Source organism: Mucilaginibacter sp. GW821-FHT07G05 (genome assembly GCF_059418565.1).
This window is the reverse complement of the sequence record NZ_JBWKQC010000007.1, coordinates 34,065-51,304: the sequence shown is the minus strand read 5'-3', so window position 1 is coordinate 51,304 and position 17,240 is coordinate 34,065. Positions and strand designations below refer to the sequence as shown.

The 17,240-nt window shown below is 41.6% G+C and carries 16 protein-coding genes and 1 tRNA gene; 11 read left to right on the top strand and 6 right to left on the bottom strand.

The window, feature by feature from the left end; translation table 11 throughout:
- The first annotated feature begins 190 nt into the window (after positions 1–190).
- Positions 191–263: transfer RNA gene (locus AC07NA_RS17705), tRNA-Phe, on the top strand.
- 876 nt (positions 264–1,139) lie between these two features.
- Here AC07NA_RS17705 and AC07NA_RS17700 read toward each other — a convergent pair.
- From AC07NA_RS17700 to AC07NA_RS17685, 4 genes are all read right to left on the bottom strand, one after another.
- A complete protein-coding gene (locus tag AC07NA_RS17700; protein WP_494898933.1) occupies positions 1,140–1,688 on the bottom strand; it encodes a cupin domain-containing protein in 549 nt (182 codons plus the stop codon).
- A 52-nt stretch (positions 1,689–1,740) separates the two neighbouring features.
- On the bottom strand, positions 1,741–2,556 hold the full coding sequence (locus AC07NA_RS17695; protein ID WP_494898932.1) for a helix-turn-helix domain-containing protein: 816 nt from the start codon (positions 2,554–2,556) through the stop codon (positions 1,741–1,743).
- A gap of 123 nt (positions 2,557–2,679) precedes the next feature.
- Positions 2,680–3,351, bottom strand: a complete 672-nt coding sequence (locus tag AC07NA_RS17690; RefSeq protein WP_494898931.1) for a hypothetical protein — start codon at positions 3,349–3,351, stop codon at positions 2,680–2,682.
- A 183-nt stretch (positions 3,352–3,534) separates the two neighbouring features.
- Positions 3,535–3,891 (bottom strand): winged helix-turn-helix transcriptional regulator, encoded by a 357-nt coding sequence (locus AC07NA_RS17685; RefSeq protein ID WP_494898930.1) that lies wholly within the window; start codon positions 3,889–3,891, stop codon positions 3,535–3,537.
- Between the two features lie 105 nt (positions 3,892–3,996).
- On the opposite strand from AC07NA_RS17685, the gene AC07NA_RS17680 reads away from it, so the two are divergent.
- The 9 genes from AC07NA_RS17680 (at position 3,997) to AC07NA_RS17640 (ending at position 14,853) form a co-directional block, all read left to right on the top strand.
- On the top strand, positions 3,997–4,749 hold the full coding sequence (locus AC07NA_RS17680; protein ID WP_494898929.1) for an SDR family NAD(P)-dependent oxidoreductase: 753 nt from the start codon (positions 3,997–3,999) through the stop codon (positions 4,747–4,749).
- Positions 4,750–4,764: 15 nt separating this feature from the next.
- The gene (locus AC07NA_RS17675; RefSeq protein ID WP_494898928.1) at positions 4,765–5,523 is read left to right on the top strand and encodes an SDR family NAD(P)-dependent oxidoreductase; all 759 of its coding nucleotides are present in this window, start codon (positions 4,765–4,767) and stop codon (positions 5,521–5,523) included.
- A gap of 746 nt (positions 5,524–6,269) precedes the next feature.
- Positions 6,270–6,347, top strand: a complete 78-nt coding sequence (gene kdpF / locus AC07NA_RS17670; protein WP_377145610.1) for a K(+)-transporting ATPase subunit F — start codon at positions 6,270–6,272, stop codon at positions 6,345–6,347.
- Between the two features lie 9 nt (positions 6,348–6,356).
- Positions 6,357–8,075: a potassium-transporting ATPase subunit KdpA gene (kdpA, locus tag AC07NA_RS17665; RefSeq protein WP_494898926.1), complete on the top strand. Its 1,719-nt coding sequence runs from the start codon at positions 6,357–6,359 to the stop codon at positions 8,073–8,075.
- Between the two features lie 8 nt (positions 8,076–8,083).
- Complete coding sequence (gene kdpB / locus AC07NA_RS17660; RefSeq protein WP_494898925.1) at positions 8,084–10,117, top strand: potassium-transporting ATPase subunit KdpB; 2,034 nt, start codon at positions 8,084–8,086, stop codon at positions 10,115–10,117.
- 14 nt (positions 10,118–10,131) lie between these two features.
- Positions 10,132–10,692, top strand: coding sequence for a K(+)-transporting ATPase subunit C (locus tag AC07NA_RS17655; RefSeq protein ID WP_494898923.1), 561 nt, complete (start codon positions 10,132–10,134; stop codon positions 10,690–10,692).
- Positions 10,693–10,778: 86 nt separating this feature from the next.
- Positions 10,779–11,834, top strand: a complete 1,056-nt coding sequence (locus AC07NA_RS17650) for an outer membrane beta-barrel protein (RefSeq protein ID WP_494898922.1) — start codon at positions 10,779–10,781, stop codon at positions 11,832–11,834.
- Positions 11,835–11,953: 119 nt separating this feature from the next.
- Positions 11,954–13,087: a sensor protein KdpD gene (locus tag AC07NA_RS17645; protein ID WP_494898921.1), complete on the top strand. Its 1,134-nt coding sequence runs from the start codon at positions 11,954–11,956 to the stop codon at positions 13,085–13,087.
- Positions 13,084–14,853: a HAMP domain-containing sensor histidine kinase gene (locus AC07NA_RS17640; RefSeq protein ID WP_494898920.1), complete on the top strand. Its 1,770-nt coding sequence runs from the start codon at positions 13,084–13,086 to the stop codon at positions 14,851–14,853. The genes AC07NA_RS17645 and AC07NA_RS17640 overlap by 4 nt, the downstream gene beginning before the upstream one ends.
- 33 nt (positions 14,854–14,886) lie before the next feature.
- On the opposite strand, the gene AC07NA_RS17635 is transcribed toward AC07NA_RS17640, so the two are convergent.
- Positions 14,887–15,585, bottom strand: a complete 699-nt coding sequence (locus AC07NA_RS17635) for a hypothetical protein (protein WP_494898919.1) — start codon at positions 15,583–15,585, stop codon at positions 14,887–14,889.
- A 21-nt stretch (positions 15,586–15,606) separates the two neighbouring features.
- Complete coding sequence (locus tag AC07NA_RS17630; protein ID WP_494898918.1) at positions 15,607–16,062, bottom strand: DUF4488 domain-containing protein; 456 nt, start codon at positions 16,060–16,062, stop codon at positions 15,607–15,609.
- A 552-nt stretch (positions 16,063–16,614) separates the two neighbouring features.
- On the opposite strand from AC07NA_RS17630, the gene AC07NA_RS17625 reads away from it, so the two are divergent.
- Positions 16,615–17,208 (top strand): RNA polymerase sigma-70 factor, encoded by a 594-nt coding sequence (locus AC07NA_RS17625; protein ID WP_494898917.1) that lies wholly within the window; start codon positions 16,615–16,617, stop codon positions 17,206–17,208.
- Positions 17,209–17,240: the final 32 nt, after the last annotated feature.

The window sequence follows — 17,240 nt, the reverse complement described above, 5'->3', positions numbered from 1 at the left end:
AATTTTAGATAAAGGTATATTTTATTTGTTTAATTGGTGAGTATGGCGCTGGTATGAAAAAATATTTTTAAGTGTTTCGGCCTGATTGTCTGCCTGATAGATTTAACGTGAAAGAAGATTGAAAAGTTTTTTCAAAAAAAGTTTCCATAAACAAAAAATCACACTACATTTGCAAACCCAAACGGAACAGGGTATCATAGCTCAGTTGGTAGAGCAAAGGACTGAAAATCCTTGTGTCGCTGGTTCGATTCCAGCTGATACCACAAAAATCCTCTCAGAAACATCTGAGGGGATCTTTTGCGTTTATGAATGTAGTCCCAGATTACTGCCATGAACGTTCAAAATTGCAAGCTTCAAACAACGGAGCTGATAGGTTTTTCATTTAACAGCTCGGTCACAAAAATGAGAGCCGAGCCAAAGCAAAAACCAAAGCAAAAGCACCAATCCGTACCAATAAGGAAATTAATTCGCGTTTAAAAAATAAAAAAGGCCTTCTGTTGAAAAACCTTTGGTACAATAACACAAAAATGAAAGCTATAAATACTGGAATCTCAATGAAACTAAGCCAAAATAACAATAAATAAATATATCGGTCTTCTCCTTTTAAGAGCCCGATAATTGCAATTAGAAGACATAATACCGTTCCCGTGGTAAAAACTATTCTCAAAGTAATTTTAAATGCTTCCATAGTCTAAATATTTTTCATATAAATTATTAGTTAGTTTATCACAATACTTAGCTATGAACTAATTTACTAAATGACATTTTTCTTTTTAGATGCAATATCTAACGAGTGAATATATAAAAATCATCAATGATTTGAACTAAAAAAATTATAGGTGTAAATCCGCTATTAGGGCGTAAATCACGCAGGAATAGGAGATTTGTAAAACGCCCACCACAAAGAGGCTGTATCATAAATCAATTTTCCAAGAAGGGTGCCAGATTTAATTTGGCTGAACTCACAATAAGTCAAAAGGGTAATTTTCGGATTGAAAAAAAACCTTTTTCTCTATCAAGATAAACGGGAAGTACGTAAGGCCAAATAAATTCCGAGAAAGCGACTGCGTTTTTACTTATGATACAGCCTCTTTTGCATTAGAAAGGGTTGTTGTGAATTTTACTATCAACTTTATTCGTTACAACGTTAGTGGAGGTCCTATCACCTTCATTCCGCAGGCTTCATGAATTTTGTCTACTTCTTCTTTTGTTGGGGCATGCTTCAGGTTATTCATCGTTCTGAAAAACTCCTCGGCTTTACCAGCCGGTTGCACAAAATAAACCAGTTTGCCTTTATCGGTCAATTGTATCCAGGTATGCGGGATATTGCGCGGTAAAAAGATGGTGTCGCCGGGGTTCATCAGCATAGTTTCTTCACCCACCACAAAACGATAGTTTCCTTCTACCACATAAAAAACTTCGTCCTGGTGAAAATGAACATGCAGAGAAGGCCCGATTTTTTCATAGCCAATATATTCGAACATCGCTACTTGGTTATCAGTATCTTTTCCGGATATTTTGATATCGTTGGGGTTTTTGCCTTTGTATAAAAAAGATTCGCCAAAGCGCCCTTTACCAGCCGCTATTTTAAAAGGTTTTTCTGTGGCTGCATGCGCCGCAGCTGTTTTTCCCAAGACCAGCAATGCTGCTGCACCCAGGCCGGTCTTTAAAAATCGTTTTCTTTTCATACCCTAAAGGTCGAAAGCCGGAATGGGCCTTTAATGGTAAGAAATGGACATTTTAATAGACTTCTTCTGTCCCCAATGTTCGTTCCGGAGAATCCATAGCAAAAAATGCGGCGGGCGTATGGCCGGTAAAGTCTTTATAATCTTTGCTCAAATGCTGGTAATCATAATAGCCGCAATCAATAGCGATATTAAACCAACTCATTTGTGGGTAACGGTTCTTCATCCGGTAGGCCTTATCGAAACGAATGATCCGCAAATATTCTTTTGGTGCAATACCCATCCGTTCGATGAACTGGCGGTCGAACTGGCGATGAGAAAGATATGCGTTGGAGATATAAGCGTCTAAAGATCTCGATAAATCCAACATTTGCCGCGACACCACATCTATAGGCAAAAGCTGCCTGGTTAGCTTCTTTGCCAATTTGGTAACGAAGCTTTCGGCTATCATGATCATTTCATAATGGTTTTTAGCATGATAAAGCTGGTCGTTAATGTGTTCTGCATCGCTCGCAAACACATCAGCGGCATCAATGGATCTATCGGTTAACTCAGCAAGTGAAAAACCAAATAGGCGGTGTAAGGCACCCGGTTGAAACACGATCTGTAGAGACAGAAATTTTTTAAAGACGGTGCGGTTATTGATCATGGTATGCTGCCCCATCAGCAGCGCATTCATGGGTTGAATGGTTTGACCATCGGTGTAGCTGATAATCGTCGGTGTTGGAAAAAATTGCAGGCATTGTTCAGGCCGGGGCGTATAAGCTTTTGGCGGTATCGGGTTATTATGCAAAAATTCGAAATCAATAATCCGGTAGAGCCTCACCAATTGGGCTAATGCTGGACTGGGTTTGATCTCGCGCAGAAACATATCTTCCTAAATGATAAGGTTAAAATTAACTAAAGTATGGGGGTTTACTATGATTAACCTAAAATTTGCACCACCGATTTATAAATCCTAATCGATGATTAAACGCAAATCAAAGAGTAAAACTTATTGTTGTGATGCAGCAGCCCTGTGCTTCGGCGTGGGTTTGATCAATTTAGCTGCTGTTGTTCCCCAGCTATCCATAAAAACATAACGCCCGCTTGTAATCTGAACTAAGTGTTTATCCTTATCAATTACAATGTGCATATTTTTAGGGTTAATATTTTCTATAATATCCGTTTCCCGAAAAACGTGTTTATTATCGGCACCGTATATCCCACTGTTATCCGGTAGTAACTTAAAATATTTAACATTAGCTTGGTGCATTGTGATGCAAAACATTCCCGAATCATTTTCCCGGTAGTTATATACAAATTTTTTGTCATGAGCAAACCAACTGTCGCCACCTATAACCTCAAAGGTTAATGGGTCAATGTCCGGATTCGTGACTTTAAAAAACGTTACCATGCCTGCATCTATATCGCTCGCGTTTTTGGGCGCTTGCATTTTTTCAAATAGCTTGCCTGCTTTACTTCGGTAAAATTGACCTTTAATATGTACTAATTTGGCGCTATCTCTCAATGCCACATATTTAATGCTCTCGCCGGGCGGCCATGAGTCGGGTTCAATGTTTTTATGCGTTGTATCGGCAACTATGCTGTTCGTTTGTGCGCTGCATCTACCGAAGGTAAATGAAAACAATAATGCACACATGCAATAAATAATGTGAAAGTTCATATCAGGTACTAATAAACCAAGATATAAAATTATCGGCATGATCCGGATCAGATTCAATAATGCAAATTGAACCCAATGTTTTATATAGTCTGAATCTGCTATTAGGCAAAAATCACGCAGACACCCATTGGCTGATGCAAGTCAGCTGGTAACAATTGCAGAAGCATCATCCAACAAAGAACATTATCTCCCGACAATTTTCTTTCGGTGCACAATTCCCCAAGCTGAAAGTTCGCTGATGATGGTTTGCAGCGTATTGCCGTGTTCCGTAAGTTCATATTCAACCGTTATAGGTTGTGTAGCTAAAACGGTTCGCTTTATCAACTCGTTTATTTCCAGTTCCTTTAGTTCTTTACTCAGCATCCTGTTAGAAACCCCCTCAACATCGTTCAGAATATCAGAAAATCGCCTTTTGCCATAACAGCAGATGGACGAGATAATAGCGATTTTCCACTTGCCGTTCAATGCGTCCATAGCATCCTGAACCGACCTCATCCTCTTCTTTTGCTCCTGTTGAAACTCTGTTATTTTACACCTCATTATGTTACTTGGTTACACCTGTGTTACTGTTATTTTTCAGTACAAAGTTACTAAAAGTAACTTAACAAGTATACCTTCGCTGCTCAAATATTAATAATTAAAAAAATGAGTAAACTAAAAAATAAGGTCGCCGTTATTACAGGTGGCAACAGCGGTATCGGGTTTGGCATTGCCCGGGAATTTAAAAATGAAGGTGCTAAAGGAGTTATTGTCGGCAGAAACCAGGAAACTTTAGATAGTTCCGCGGCGCAGCTTGGCGATGACTTTATAGCCATAAATGCCGATGTAACCAACCTTGCCGATCTGGAAAGGGTATTTAAAGAAACAGCTGATAAATTTGGTAAAATAGACGTGATCGTAGCCAATGCAGGTGGCGGAACTATAGGAACCGTGGCAGATATTAGCGAAGCCGACTATGACCAAACAATGGATTTAAACCTGAAAAGTGTTTACTTCACTGTTCAAAAAGCACTGCCCTACATGAATGATGGTGCTTCTATTATCCTCATCGGGTCAAATGCCGCACACCGGGCTTATTCCTCATTTACACTTTATGGCGCTGCAAAAGCGGCGGTGATCTATTTAGCAAAAGGATTTTCAAGCGATCTTTTAGATAGAAAGATCAGGGCAAATGTAATAACACCGGGCACAACAGATACACCGGCGTTTGACAAGTTTGTTCCCGCAGAGCAAATTGAAGCTGTAAAAAAACACTATGCAGGTGTAATGCCTACAGGCAGAATAGGGCAACCATCTGACATTGGTAAAACAGCGGTTTTCCTCGCTTCTGATGATTCTTCTTTTATGCTGGGGGCTGAACTATTGGTTGATGGTGGTATGACCTATTTATCTAAATAATTAAACATTAAAAAAATGGACAGATTAAAAAATAAAGTAGCGGTAGTCACCGGTGCTTCAAAAGGAATAGGTGCAGCTATAGCAAAACACTTTGCGGCAGAAGGCGCAAAGGTGGTTGTAAATTATGCTTCAAGTAAAGAAGGGGCGGATAAGGTAGTGAAAGCCATAACCGACAATGGAGGCACAGCTATTGCAGTGCAGGCCGATGTATCGAAAGAAGCCGATGTAAACAGGTTGTTTGAAGAAACCAATGCGGCTTTCGGCACGTTGGATGTTTTGGTAAACAACGCGGTTTCTCAGGGATATGCACCTATTGAACTCATCTCGGTAGAAGGCTTCCATCAGAGTTTCAATGTCAATGTGCTGGGGCCAATTCTTACTATCCAGGCAGCGCTGAAACTTTTCGGCGATAAGGGTGGGAACATTATCAATATCAGTTCGGGGGCAAGTAAATACCCTCTTCAAAATGCCTCGTTGTACTCTGCAACCAAAGCGGCACTGGATGCCTTTACAATTGCTTTATCTAAGGAGTTGGGTGCGAAAAACGTTCGTATCAATTCTGTTTTACCGGGCGCTACCGAAACAGAAGGAGCAACCAGCGCGGGCGTTACCGCCGGTAGTGAGTATGAAAAAATGTTTGTCGAAAAAACACCGCTTGGCCGCAGGGGCCAGCCTGAAGACATTGCAAAAGCCGTTGTCTTTTTGGCTTCCGATGACGCCGCATGGATCACGGGAGAGCAAATTTCTGTTTCGGGTGGTATGTATGGTTTTTAAACTCAAAAATTGAAAAACATCGGGACGGGATTATTGGCTAATGGCGGTATCATCAAAATGTGCTGAAATGATTGTTCCAAGAGTATAAGTTCCTTTCAAATCCCTGTTCCTTGCGGAAGCAGGGATTTTTGTTGCTTCAGATAATTTTGCCCAAAAAAGATGTGACTTTTTCTTTGTCACAGCCCCGGAATATGGGGAATTTGAGCAACTTACCATCCAATAAAGAATTATATAATCTTATAAGGCACAATGCCCTATTTGCCATGTAACTCTTTCAAAATGAAAAAAAGCATTCCATTTTGAAGGATAAAATTGTGCAATGTAATAGCTTAAAAAATATATTATGAAATATAGATACAGCCATATGCAATTGTACACAAGCTATGGTTTAAGGCATCGCTTTTGAATTATGGTTTCTTATTTAAAGCATGAATTTAAGATATCGCTTATACCGAAAACCGGACGAATATTATATTACTGAAATATAGGTTGACCTCACCGTAATGGTAATAAACCCTTCCAAAATGGAAGGGTTTATTGTTTTAGTGAAACTCCATTAATTGTATTTTTTATTGTAGTTAATTAATAGTCAATGCTTTGTAAATAAAACATCGTTGTTGGCATGCCGGTTGGCTATGGTGTTTTATAAAAATTAAAACTATGGTCATCGTACTTCTCATCGCTATGCTTGTTTGCATGTGGTTATTCTTTAAATCCATCAACTGGTTCGAAAAAATCTAACAATCATGATCGCATTATTCATTATCTCCATCGCGGTTTTCATATACATGGTATATGTGCTGCTTAAACCCGAAAAATTTTAATTAAACGTTATGAACACAGAACTACTTGGCGTAATAGCGACCTACCTCATCACCCTGGTGATCGCTGTTCCCCTGGGCAAATACCTGGCAAAAGTTTTTGCCGGCGAAAAAACCTGGACCGACTTTTTGAAACCTATTGAAAACGGTATTTATAAACTTTCCGGCATCAACCCTAACCAGCAGATGAACTGGAAACAGCATATGCTGGCCCTGTTAACCATTAACTCGGTTTGGCTGGTGTACGGCTTTTTTGTATTGCTGTACCAGGATAAGCTTCCACTTAATCCCGACGGTAATCCGGGTATGACTCCCGACCTGTCTTTCAATACGATCATCAGCTTCGTGGTTAACTGTAATCTGCAGCACTATTCGGGCGAAAGTGGCGTGAGTTACCTTACACAGCATTTTGTGTTGATGTTCCTGCACTTCACCAGCGCGGCTACAGGTATTGCCGCCGCTGTAGTTTTCTTTAAAGCCTTCCGCGAAAAAACCACAACCAATTTGGGTAACTATTGGGAGTTTTTTGTAAAATCGATCACCCGCCTGTTACTTCCTCTAACCATTGTAGTTGCTTTAATATTAACGTTTAACGGCACCCCATCAAGCTATGCCGGTAAAGACCAGTTCATCTCCTTACAGGGCGATACTGTTAATGTATCACGTGGGCCGGCTGCGCAAATGATAGCTATCAAGCATTTAGGTACCAACGGTGGTGGCTGGTTCGGCGCTAACTCGGCTCATCCATTAGAGAATCCGAACTACATCACCAACATGACCGAGGCCATTTCGCAAATGATCATACCTATGGCAATGATCATTGCTTTCGGTTATTTCATTCGCCGTAAAAAATTGGCCTGGACAATTTTTGGTGTAATGACGATAGGCATGTTCCTGCTGCTCATCCCTACCATCAGCAGTGAGTTGGGCGGTAACCCTGCCATTGCTAAAATGGGCATTTCGCAAACTACCGGCGCCATGGAAGGTAAAGAAGTACGTTTCGGTCCGCTGGCAACCGCTTACTGGAGCACCATTACCACCATTGTATCTACCGGTTCGGTAAACGGAATGCATGACAGTACCATGCCGCTAACCGGTTTGTGGCAATTGCTGGCCATGATGATCAACTCCTTCTTCGGTGGTTGCGGCGTAGGTTTGCTTAATTACTTTGTATACCTAATTGTAGCTGTGTTTATATCCGGATTGATGGTTGGCCGTACACCGGAGTTTTTAGGCCATAAAGTAGAAGCAAGGGAGGTAAAGATTGCCGCGCTGATCACTTTATTAAGCCCCTTCCTTATTATGGCCGGTACAGCGATTGCCAGTTTCGTATTTATGAACTATGGCAATGCCGATTGGGCGGTTAAACCGGGTAACTGGCTCAATAACCCTGGCTTCCACGGTTTTTCGGAAATGCTGTACGAAATGACCTCATCCAACGCCAACAACGGCTCCGGCTTTGAAGGTTTGGGCGATAATAATATCTTCTGGAACGTATCTACCGGCTTTGTGCTGATACTGGGCAGGTTCCTGCCAATCATCGGGCCTATAGCGATAGCAGGTTTACTGGCACAAAAGAAATATATCCCCGTAAGTGCAGGTACCCTGCAAACCGATACCAAAACTTTCGCCCTGATGACCTTCGCGGTGATCCTGGTGCTGAATGCTTTATCTTATTTCCCGGCCCTGGCGCTTGGCCCTATTGCAGAATACTTTACCATGCTTAAGTAAGAATATAAATGAAAACTCAATCTAATAAATTATTTGAAGGCGCGCTGGTTAAAACCGCGCTTAAAGAATCCTTCATTAAGCTCGACCCACGCGTAATGGTACGCAACCCGGTAATGTTTACCGTGGAGATAGGTACCGTTATTATGGCCTATGTTACCTTTTACTCTTTTAGCCATAGCGGGCAGGGATCGGTAGCTTATAACTTTATCATTTTCCTGGTGTTGCTGCTTACTGTATTGTTTGCCAACTTTGCCGAAGCCATTGCCGAAGCAAGGGGCAAGGCGCAAGCCGACAGCTTACGCAAAACCCGAGAGGAAACACCTGCCAAAGTAGTTTTATCGAAGGGTAATTTCGAAATGCGCTCATCAAGCCAGTTAAAAAAAGGTGATGTGTTCATTTGCGAAACAGGTGATACCATCGCCACTGATGGTGAGATAATTGAAGGTATCGCTACCATTGATGAATCGGCCATTACGGGTGAATCAGCCCCGGTGATCCGCGAAGCGGGTGGCGATAAGTCATCGGTTACCGGCGGTACCAAAGTGCTGTCTGATCAGATTAAAGTACAGGTAACTACCCAGCCGGGCGAAAGCTTTTTGGATAAAATGATCGCCCTGGTAGAAGGTGCATCACGTCAAAAAACACCCAACGAGATAGCTTTGACCATTTTGCTGGCCAGCTTTACATTGATCTTTGTTATTGTTTGCGTAACCCTCAAACCCTTTGCAGATTATGCCAACACGCCTATCACTATAGCGGCTTTAATATCACTGTTCGTTTGTTTGATACCTACTACCATCGGCGGTTTATTATCGGCCATAGGTATTGCCGGTATGGATAGGGCACTACGTGCCAACGTGATCACCAAATCGGGTAAAGCGGTTGAAACAGCAGGCGATATCGACGTATTGCTGTTAGATAAAACCGGTACCATAACCATTGGTAACCGTAAAGCAACGCAATTTTGGCCTGCTACGCATGTATCGCCCGAAGAGTTGTTGAAAGCTTGTGTGCTATCGTCGCTTGCTGACGAAACACCCGAAGGTAAATCGATCATTGAACTGGCTAAATCACATGATGCTAAAACATCTGTAACCACACCTGAAGGCTCTGAATTTATAAAATTTACAGCCGAAACCCGTTCAAGCGGCATCAATACACCTGATGGGCTGCGCATTCGTAAAGGCGCTTATGATTCTATTCGCAACATCGCCCAAAAAGCAGGCAATCCTTTCCCGGCCGAAGTGCAGGAACGTGTGGAGATAGTTTCTTCGAATGGCGGTACACCGCTGGTTGTTTCGCAAAATGAAAAGGTACTGGGTGTTATCGAACTTCAGGACATCATTAAACCGGGCATTAGCGAACGTTTTGAGCGTTTGCGTAAAATGGGTGTAAAAACCGTAATGGTAACCGGCGATAATCCGCTTACCGCCAAATACATTGCCCAAAAGGCGGGTGTGGATGATTTTATTGCCGAGGCCAAGCCCGAAGATAAAATGAACTACATTAAAGCCGAACAATCAGCCGGTAAACTGGTAGCCATGATGGGCGACGGTACCAATGATGCCCCGGCACTTGCCCAGGCCGATGTTGGTGTGGCCATGAACAGCGGTACACAAGCCGCCAAAGAAGCCGGTAATATGGTTGACTTGGATAACGACCCAACCAAACTGATAGAGATCGTAGAGATCGGCAAGCAATTGCTGATCACTCGCGGTACGCTTACAACTTTCTCTATCGCTAATGATGTGGCCAAATATTTCGCTATCGTACCGGCATTGTTCATCGCCTCTATACCTGCCTTACAGGGCTTGAATATCATGGGCTTGCATAGTCCGGAGAGTGCGATACTTTCTGCGGTAATATTCAACGCCATTATTATCCCAATACTGATACCACTGGCTTTAAAGGGCGTGGCTTACAAACCTATAGGTGCCAGCGCTTTATTGAGAAGGAACCTATTTATTTATGGTATAGGAGGTGTTATAGCCCCATTTATAGGTATAAAATTAATTGACCTCGTTGTTGGTCTGTTCGCTTAAAATATTTAGAAATCATGAAAAATTACATAATCCCCTCTATACGTTTAACAGTTGTACTAATGGTATTGCTGTGTGTAATATATCCATTAGCCATTACTTACGCCGGCAAGTTTGCAAAAGGCAAAGGCGATGGTGAAACCCTCACAAAAAATGGTAAGGTGGTTGGCTATGCGCTGTTGGGCCAGTCATTTACCAAACCGGAATACTTTTGGGGCCGTCCATCAGCTGTTGGCTACAACGCTGCCGGTTCAGCAGGTTCCAACAAAGGCCCGTCAAATCCCGATTATTTGAAAGATGTGGCTAACCGGGTAGATACTTTGTTAAAATATCATCCTTACCTTAAAAAGGCCGATATCCCTGCCGATATGGTAACTGCATCGGGCAGTGGCCTTGATCCGGATATTTCAGTGCAGGGCGCAACCATACAGGTAAAACGTGTAGCAGAATACCGTAAGCTGGATGAAAAAGCCGTAGCTAAACTGGTAGCAGAAAATACGCACAAGGGTGCTTTCGGCCCTGAAGGTGTGAATGTATTAAAACTGAACCTGGCCCTTGATCAGCTAAAAAGCAAATAAAGCTTCACCCGCGCCGGCAGTTCCATGTTTGGTACGCAGCCACTGTTGGCGCGGCAGGCTTTTAAACTTATTCTTTATAAAATAATATGAAAAAACTAATACTTTGTGCAGCCGCATTAACAGCTGCTTTACATTCTTACGCGCAGGATAGCGCATCTACACCGCTGTCTATCTCAGGCTCTGTAGATACCTACTTTAAATATGATTTTGCCAAAAGGGCCAACATAGGTACCAGTTTCGCCGGCGACCAAAACTCGGTTTCGTTGGGTATGGTAGATCTCGCCCTTAAAAAATCAACCGGTAAAGTATCTTTTGTAGGCGAATTATCGTTCGGCCCGAGGGGGCAGTTCCAATCGATCCCGAATGGTGACGACACGGATGCCAATAATAGCAACTCGTTCCATATCCAAAACCTGAATGTGAACTATGCTGTAACTGATAAGTTGTCGATGGCGGCAGGTTACTTCGGTACGTTTATCGGTTACGAGGTGATATCGCCGGTAGGCAATTTCAACTATTCTACCTCTTACCTGTTCACTAATGGGCCGTTCCAAAACGCGGGTGTAAAAGCAACCTACGCCTTCTCGCCTAAAGTGAGCCTGATGGTAGGTTTATTTAACGAATGGAACACCTATAAAGCAGCAAACGGCGTATCAAGCATTGGCGCCCAGTTGATGGTGGTGCCGGTAGAAGGCTGGACCGCTTACCTGAACGTTTTAGATGGTGGTGATGCTTATGGTGGTTACGGAACCATATTTGACCTTACTACTGCATACCAGGTAACGGATAACTTTAAGGTAGGACTGAACGCGGCAGATTTTAATAAGCGGGAAAATGAAGACGGCGGCTTTTCGGGCGCGGCTTTGTACTTGCAAAACTCATTTACCAAAAGCTTTGCTTTAGGTATGAGGGGCGAATACTTTAAATCGAAATCAGGCGCTAACGGTTTAACCCTTGCAGGTGTTACGCAAGGTGAATCTGTTACGGCTATCACTTTATCGGGCAACTTTAAAGCGAGCGGTTTAACATTTATACCAGAGGTTAGGCTTGATAACGGCTCGGCCAGCCAGTTTTTTAAAGCAAACGGCTCGGCAACAAAAACAGCCTCTCAGTTCAACCTGGCAGCGGTTTATGCCTTTTAATAATAGCTATAACAGTGCATTGATGTAATGGTAAAGATAATATGACTTTATATACAACAGGATACCTGGGTATCCTGTTGTACTGTTTTTATAGTATGCCCCAGCAAACAATAAATAAAATGCCCGAGGAAGAACCTAAAGAAAACTCCGTAAAGAAATTTCTCGATCTGGTAAAAAAATCCAGGCGCGGAAAATTTAAAGTCTACATAGGTATGAGTGCCGGCGTGGGTAAAACCTACCGTATGCTGCAAGAGGCACATGCCTTGCTGCGCAACAATGTGGATATTCGTATTGGCTATATTGAAACGCATAACCGTGCAGAAACGCATGCGTTACTTAACGGGGTTCCCCTTATTTCCAGGCGTAAGATATTTTATAAAGGGAAGGAACTTGAAGAAATGGATGTACAGGCTATTATCAGCATACACCCTGAAGTGGTGATTGTTGATGAACTGGCACATACCAATATTGAGGGCAGCAAAAACAGCAAACGCTGGCAGGATGTGGTGGATATTTTAGAGGCAGGCATCAGTGTGATTTCGGCTGTAAACATACAGCATTTGGAAAGCCTGAATGAGGAGATTGAAAAGATAACCGGCATCCCGATTACGGAGCGCATCCCTGATAAGATATTGGAACTTGCTGATGAAATTGTGAATATTGACCTAACCGCTGATGAACTGATAGACCGGCTCAAGGATGGTAAGATTTACGATAGCAGCAAGATACAGCGCTCGCTGCAAAACTTCTTTCAATCCGACCGGATCCTTCAGCTTCGGGAACTTGCCTTAAAAGAGGTGGCACATCATGTGGAACGCAAGATAGATATCGAGATACCCAAACAGATCAAACTCCGGCCGGAACGTTTTTTGGCCTGCATTTCATCCAATGCAGAAACGTCGAAAGTGGTGATCCGTAAAACTGCCCGTTTAGCTTCTTATTACCGCTCGCAATGGATCGTATTGTATGTGCAAAGCAGCAGCGAGAGTATGGACAAGATAAAGCTGGATAAACAACGGCACCTCATCAATAATTTCAAACTGGCAACCGAACTGGGTGCCGAGGTTATCAAAATTAAAAGCGACCGCATTACTCAAACTATTATGCAGGTTGCCGAAGAGCGGGAAATTACCACTATTTGCATAGGTAAGCCGCACCTGAGTTTGTTCCAGGTTATTTTGCGTACCGCCATATTCAACCAGCTGCTGCAAAAAATAGCAGCTACAGAAACTGATTTAGTCATATTGTCATGAAAATAAAAACCAAACTCCGACTGGGCTTCGGATTTCTCTTCGCCGTTGTGCTGTTCTTTGGCGCGCTTTCCCTGTTTTACATCAATGAAATATCAAAAAGTGCCGAGGTTATTCTGAAGGACAATTATAAAAGCCTGCGCTACACGCGTGATATGCGCAAGATATTGGACGAACAAACATTTCCATTATCCCCAAAGGCCGTTAATATGTTTCAAAATCAGCTTAAAAGAGAAGAAAACAATATCACAGAGCACGGAGAGGGCAACGAGGTTCGCGCCCTGAAAAATGCTTTCCTGGAACTGGCCGCCACGCAAGCTTCGGTGCAGGCCAGGCCGGCGGCAGAAAGAGATGTGCGTATCCGTTTGCAAAATATTGATGACATTAATATGCAGGCCATAGTGCGTAAAAGCGATGCCGCTCAAGATTCTGTACAGAAAGCGGCGCTGTTACTTGCTTTGGTAGGTACCATTACTTTCTTAATCCTGTTTTCTTTCAGTGTAAACTTTCCGGGTTTTGTGGCCAATCCAATGCGTGAACTTTTACAGGGTATCCGTGAAATCAGCCAGAAGAATTACCGTCAACGCCTGGAGTTTAAATCAAATGATGAATTTTCGGAACTGGCCGATGCATTTAATGAAATGGCAAAACGCCTTAATGAGTGGGAAACAAGTAACCTGGCCAAACTGAAATCAGAGAAACTTCGGATAGAGGCCATCATTAGCCAGATGCAAGATGCTATTATTGGCTTAAATGAAAAGCATGAAATTTTATTCATTAATACAGTGGCGCAGCAAGTACTTAATCTTAACGGGCAACAGGCCATAGGACGTAATGCCGCAGAATTGGCCAAAACCAACGACCTGCTTCGCAATATCCTGGATAACGGTACAGCCGGTAAGCAACTTAAAATTTATGCGGATGGTAAAGATTCTTATTTTCAGCTCGATACCCGTGCCATCACGGTACCACTCATGGAAAATAACGAAGACAAGCCGGTAGCTAAAGCCGCCAGGCCCGCCGGTACGGTATTTATATTACGTAACATTACCCAATTCAAAGAGCTGGATACCGCCAAAACAAACTTTATCGCTACGGTATCGCACGAACTTAAAACGCCGATATCATCTATAAAAATGAGCCTCAAACTGTTGGGCGACGATAGGATAGGGGTAATGAACACTGAACAGGCAGACCTGATAAAACATATTCGGGAAGACAGCGACCGGTTGCTGAAAATAACCAGTGAGCTGCTCGACCTGTCAAGCGTGGAAACAGGCAACCTTCAATTACAGTTTAGCCCCGTTGACCCGGAAGTGATTGTGAATTATGCCCTGGATGCCGTAAAATTCCAGGCTGAGCAAAAAGAAGTCAGGCTGGAGCTGATAAGCCGCAGCAAACTGCCTAAAGTATCGGCCGATACGGAGAAGACCGCCTGGGTGCTGATCAATTTTCTTTCCAATGCCCTGCGTTATAGTCCGGCCAAATCCAAAATTGTGATACAGGTATTGGAGAAGAACGGCGTTATCGAATTTTCAGTAAAGGATTTTGGAAACGGGATAGATCCGCAATATCAGAAACGCCTCTTTGACCGCTATTTTCAGGTACCAACCGATGGAACAAAAAAGTCAGGCTCGGGCCTTGGCCTGGCCATCTCCAAAGATTTTATAGAAGCACAAAACGGGCGTATCTGGGTAGAGAGTGAGCTTGGGGAGGGTAGTAAATTTAGTTTTGCCCTGCCAGCCGTGGCCGAGACTGCAATTTCTTAACCATTAAATTATAGCCATATTTTTTTAAGGTGATTAATAGTAGTGAGGTGGATTTTTAAAAATATAGTCAACCACATTAAATTCTCTTTTTTTAACCCTTGTAATCATATCCTGATTCATCGATAAACACCGTGCTTTAAACAATATCCAATCCTCTTCATTTTTTAAGAATTTAATTTTTGTAGAATGCATTTTAAACATCCTCACCTTTATATAATTGACAAAAGTATCCGGGTTTTTAACATCTAATTTAAAATCGGAAGCAATAGGTGAAACGAAAAAGTTACCGCTAAAGAATTTCATAACTTTTGTAACCTTATTTATGCCGATCAAATAATCACGGTCAAAAGCGAATGTGATGAAATTGAATGCGGCAAAAGAAGTATCTGCTTTCTTTAGGAACGCTTGTTTTTCAAGATGATAAAACTCATAAGTATCATTTGGATATTCGATGTCGATTTTTTTAATTGTAGAAATTAGCTCTCGCGGCCCGGTAGGCCAAAAACCCGCAAATGTTTCATCGTTGTCTTGTAATACATCATTTTTTAAAGATAATTCGAAAGGTTTAGCGAATTTAAAGTGATAGCTAATAATGTTGTTTACCACTATGCGTTCGTTCGTACTATCTAAACCATTAGCATTTTGCGCATTTGCTAAATTAAACGGTACACAAAAAATAAATGCAGAAATAACCGTAATCAGACCAGGTATTATAAATTTGATCTTTATCATATTTATAATTGAGTATGCGGCTTATAACTTCCGCCAAACTTCTGTAGAAGTTACCCCATCTTTGTAGATCAATTTAAGCGTCAGGCTCTTTTTGTCATCGCTGAACGCGTAGTTTATTTTAAAGCCTTTGCCAAGCTGATCATCCGCGTTTTCCGTTATTCTGTATAAAGCTGTTTCCGTATAACTCTGCGTGTTATCAACGGTGTACTTTCCGCTATGGGAAATTACCGAACCGGTATTCAGTACTTTTGTATTGGCAAAGGTGCCGTCGGCATTAAACAATTTTAAATAGCCCGGACCGGTAGCCTGTAAAGGCTGTCCGTTGGTTTCTATCATCGATAGCTCCCAAATACCTATGATTGTTTTCTTGTTGGCTTTTTTGTTTTGCGCGAATGCAGTAGTAGCCACGAAGTAAAAACATAATAGCGCGGCAATAAATTTCAGGTTGATCTTCATGATGTTTTTAGGTTTACTCAAATGTATAAAAAATGAAAATGCAGATGGGGCCTTTCTGTTGCTAATTTACTTGTTGGCCTGCATCAAGGCGAGCAAGTTATGCCTTAGTCGCCTATTTTTTACAAAAACATGCCACTTCATTTAACACATTTCATCTGCCCAACCTACTTAAGTTGATTTAGTATTTGTAACACCTTACCACGTTTTAAGCATTTCTTCGATGCGTTGCTTAATCAATTTACCTGAAAAATCTCTCCCGTTTTAGTTAAATAGCTCTCGTTTAGGCATTCAAGTGTATTTTATGCGATGAATAAATGATAATAATGCTGTCAAACTGACAATTTTTATCTTAAAGCTTGAAAAAACGATTTACTGACCAATATAAAAGACATAATATTCGTTAAGTGGCAATTCTTTCTTAAAAAATTAAGAAGAAATAGTTAGTTTGTGATTATATCATTCAAAAATTATTAATCTTTTGTATATTTTTTTGAAATTACTTGTTCTTTATATAACAGAATTGTTAACTTGCATTTGATAATTGTTATCTGACATTACTTTATTTGACGAATTATGGAAAGTTCAACTACTGAAAACGTTGTCCTGTGGAACAACATGTGTTCAAGAAATGATATCAGATCATTTGAGATACTTTTTCATAAATTGAACACTAAGCTTATTAAGTTTTGTGTTTTTTACATCAACAATAAAGAAGCTGCCGAAGAGATAGTCTCTGATGTATTTGTACGATGTTGGGAAAACCGCTTAACACTCGCCCATATCAATGATCCGAGCACTTATTTATTTGTAGCGGTAAAAAACGGATCGTTAAATTATCTTAAAAAATACTCCCAGGTACATTTGGTACAAATTGAAGATTCGCACGAGTTGGTATTTGTCAACAGTTATGATCCGGTAAAAGCGCTCGAACGTAAAGAACTTCATTTTATACTGGATAGGGCAATCGATTGCCTCCCAATGCAATCAAAACTTATATTTCGGCTAATTAAAGAAGATGGCATGAGGTATAAACAAGTTGCCGAAATTTTAAATATATCAACCCGCACTGTACAAACGCAGCTTTTCAGGGCTATAAAAAAGCTTACTACCACGTTGGTTGCGCACCACATACCTTCTCAGCATAAGGCTGCCAATGCGGCTAATTGAAAAATATAATTTTTTGTTGTAGGCAATTTTTA

Coding starts and splice junctions, on each gene's coding strand:
- AC07NA_RS17695 (WP_494898932.1), bottom strand. CDS start 2,556: ATGTTTCTGCGCGAGATCAAACCCAGTCCAGCATTAGCCCAATTGGTG.
- AC07NA_RS17635 (WP_494898919.1), bottom strand. CDS start 15,585: ATGATAAAGATCAAATTTATAATACCTGGTCTGATTACGGTTATTTCT.
- AC07NA_RS17680 (WP_494898929.1), top strand. CDS start 3,997: ATGAGTAAACTAAAAAATAAGGTCGCCGTTATTACAGGTGGCAACAGC.
- AC07NA_RS17675 (WP_494898928.1), top strand. CDS start 4,765: ATGGACAGATTAAAAAATAAAGTAGCGGTAGTCACCGGTGCTTCAAAA.
- AC07NA_RS17645 (WP_494898921.1), top strand. CDS start 11,954: ATGCCCGAGGAAGAACCTAAAGAAAACTCCGTAAAGAAATTTCTCGAT.
- kdpB (WP_494898925.1), top strand. CDS start 8,084: ATGAAAACTCAATCTAATAAATTATTTGAAGGCGCGCTGGTTAAAACC.
- kdpA (WP_494898926.1), top strand. CDS start 6,357: ATGAACACAGAACTACTTGGCGTAATAGCGACCTACCTCATCACCCTG.
- AC07NA_RS17625 (WP_494898917.1), top strand. CDS start 16,615: ATGGAAAGTTCAACTACTGAAAACGTTGTCCTGTGGAACAACATGTGT.
- AC07NA_RS17640 (WP_494898920.1), top strand. CDS start 13,084: ATGAAAATAAAAACCAAACTCCGACTGGGCTTCGGATTTCTCTTCGCC.
- kdpF (WP_377145610.1), top strand. CDS start 6,270: ATGATCGCATTATTCATTATCTCCATCGCGGTTTTCATATACATGGTA.
- AC07NA_RS17655 (WP_494898923.1), top strand. CDS start 10,132: ATGAAAAATTACATAATCCCCTCTATACGTTTAACAGTTGTACTAATG.
- AC07NA_RS17700 (WP_494898933.1), bottom strand. CDS start 1,688: ATGAAAAGAAAACGATTTTTAAAGACCGGCCTGGGTGCAGCAGCATTG.
- AC07NA_RS17650 (WP_494898922.1), top strand. CDS start 10,779: ATGAAAAAACTAATACTTTGTGCAGCCGCATTAACAGCTGCTTTACAT.
- AC07NA_RS17690 (WP_494898931.1), bottom strand. CDS start 3,351: ATGAACTTTCACATTATTTATTGCATGTGTGCATTATTGTTTTCATTT.
- AC07NA_RS17685 (WP_494898930.1), bottom strand. CDS start 3,891: ATGAGGTGTAAAATAACAGAGTTTCAACAGGAGCAAAAGAAGAGGATG.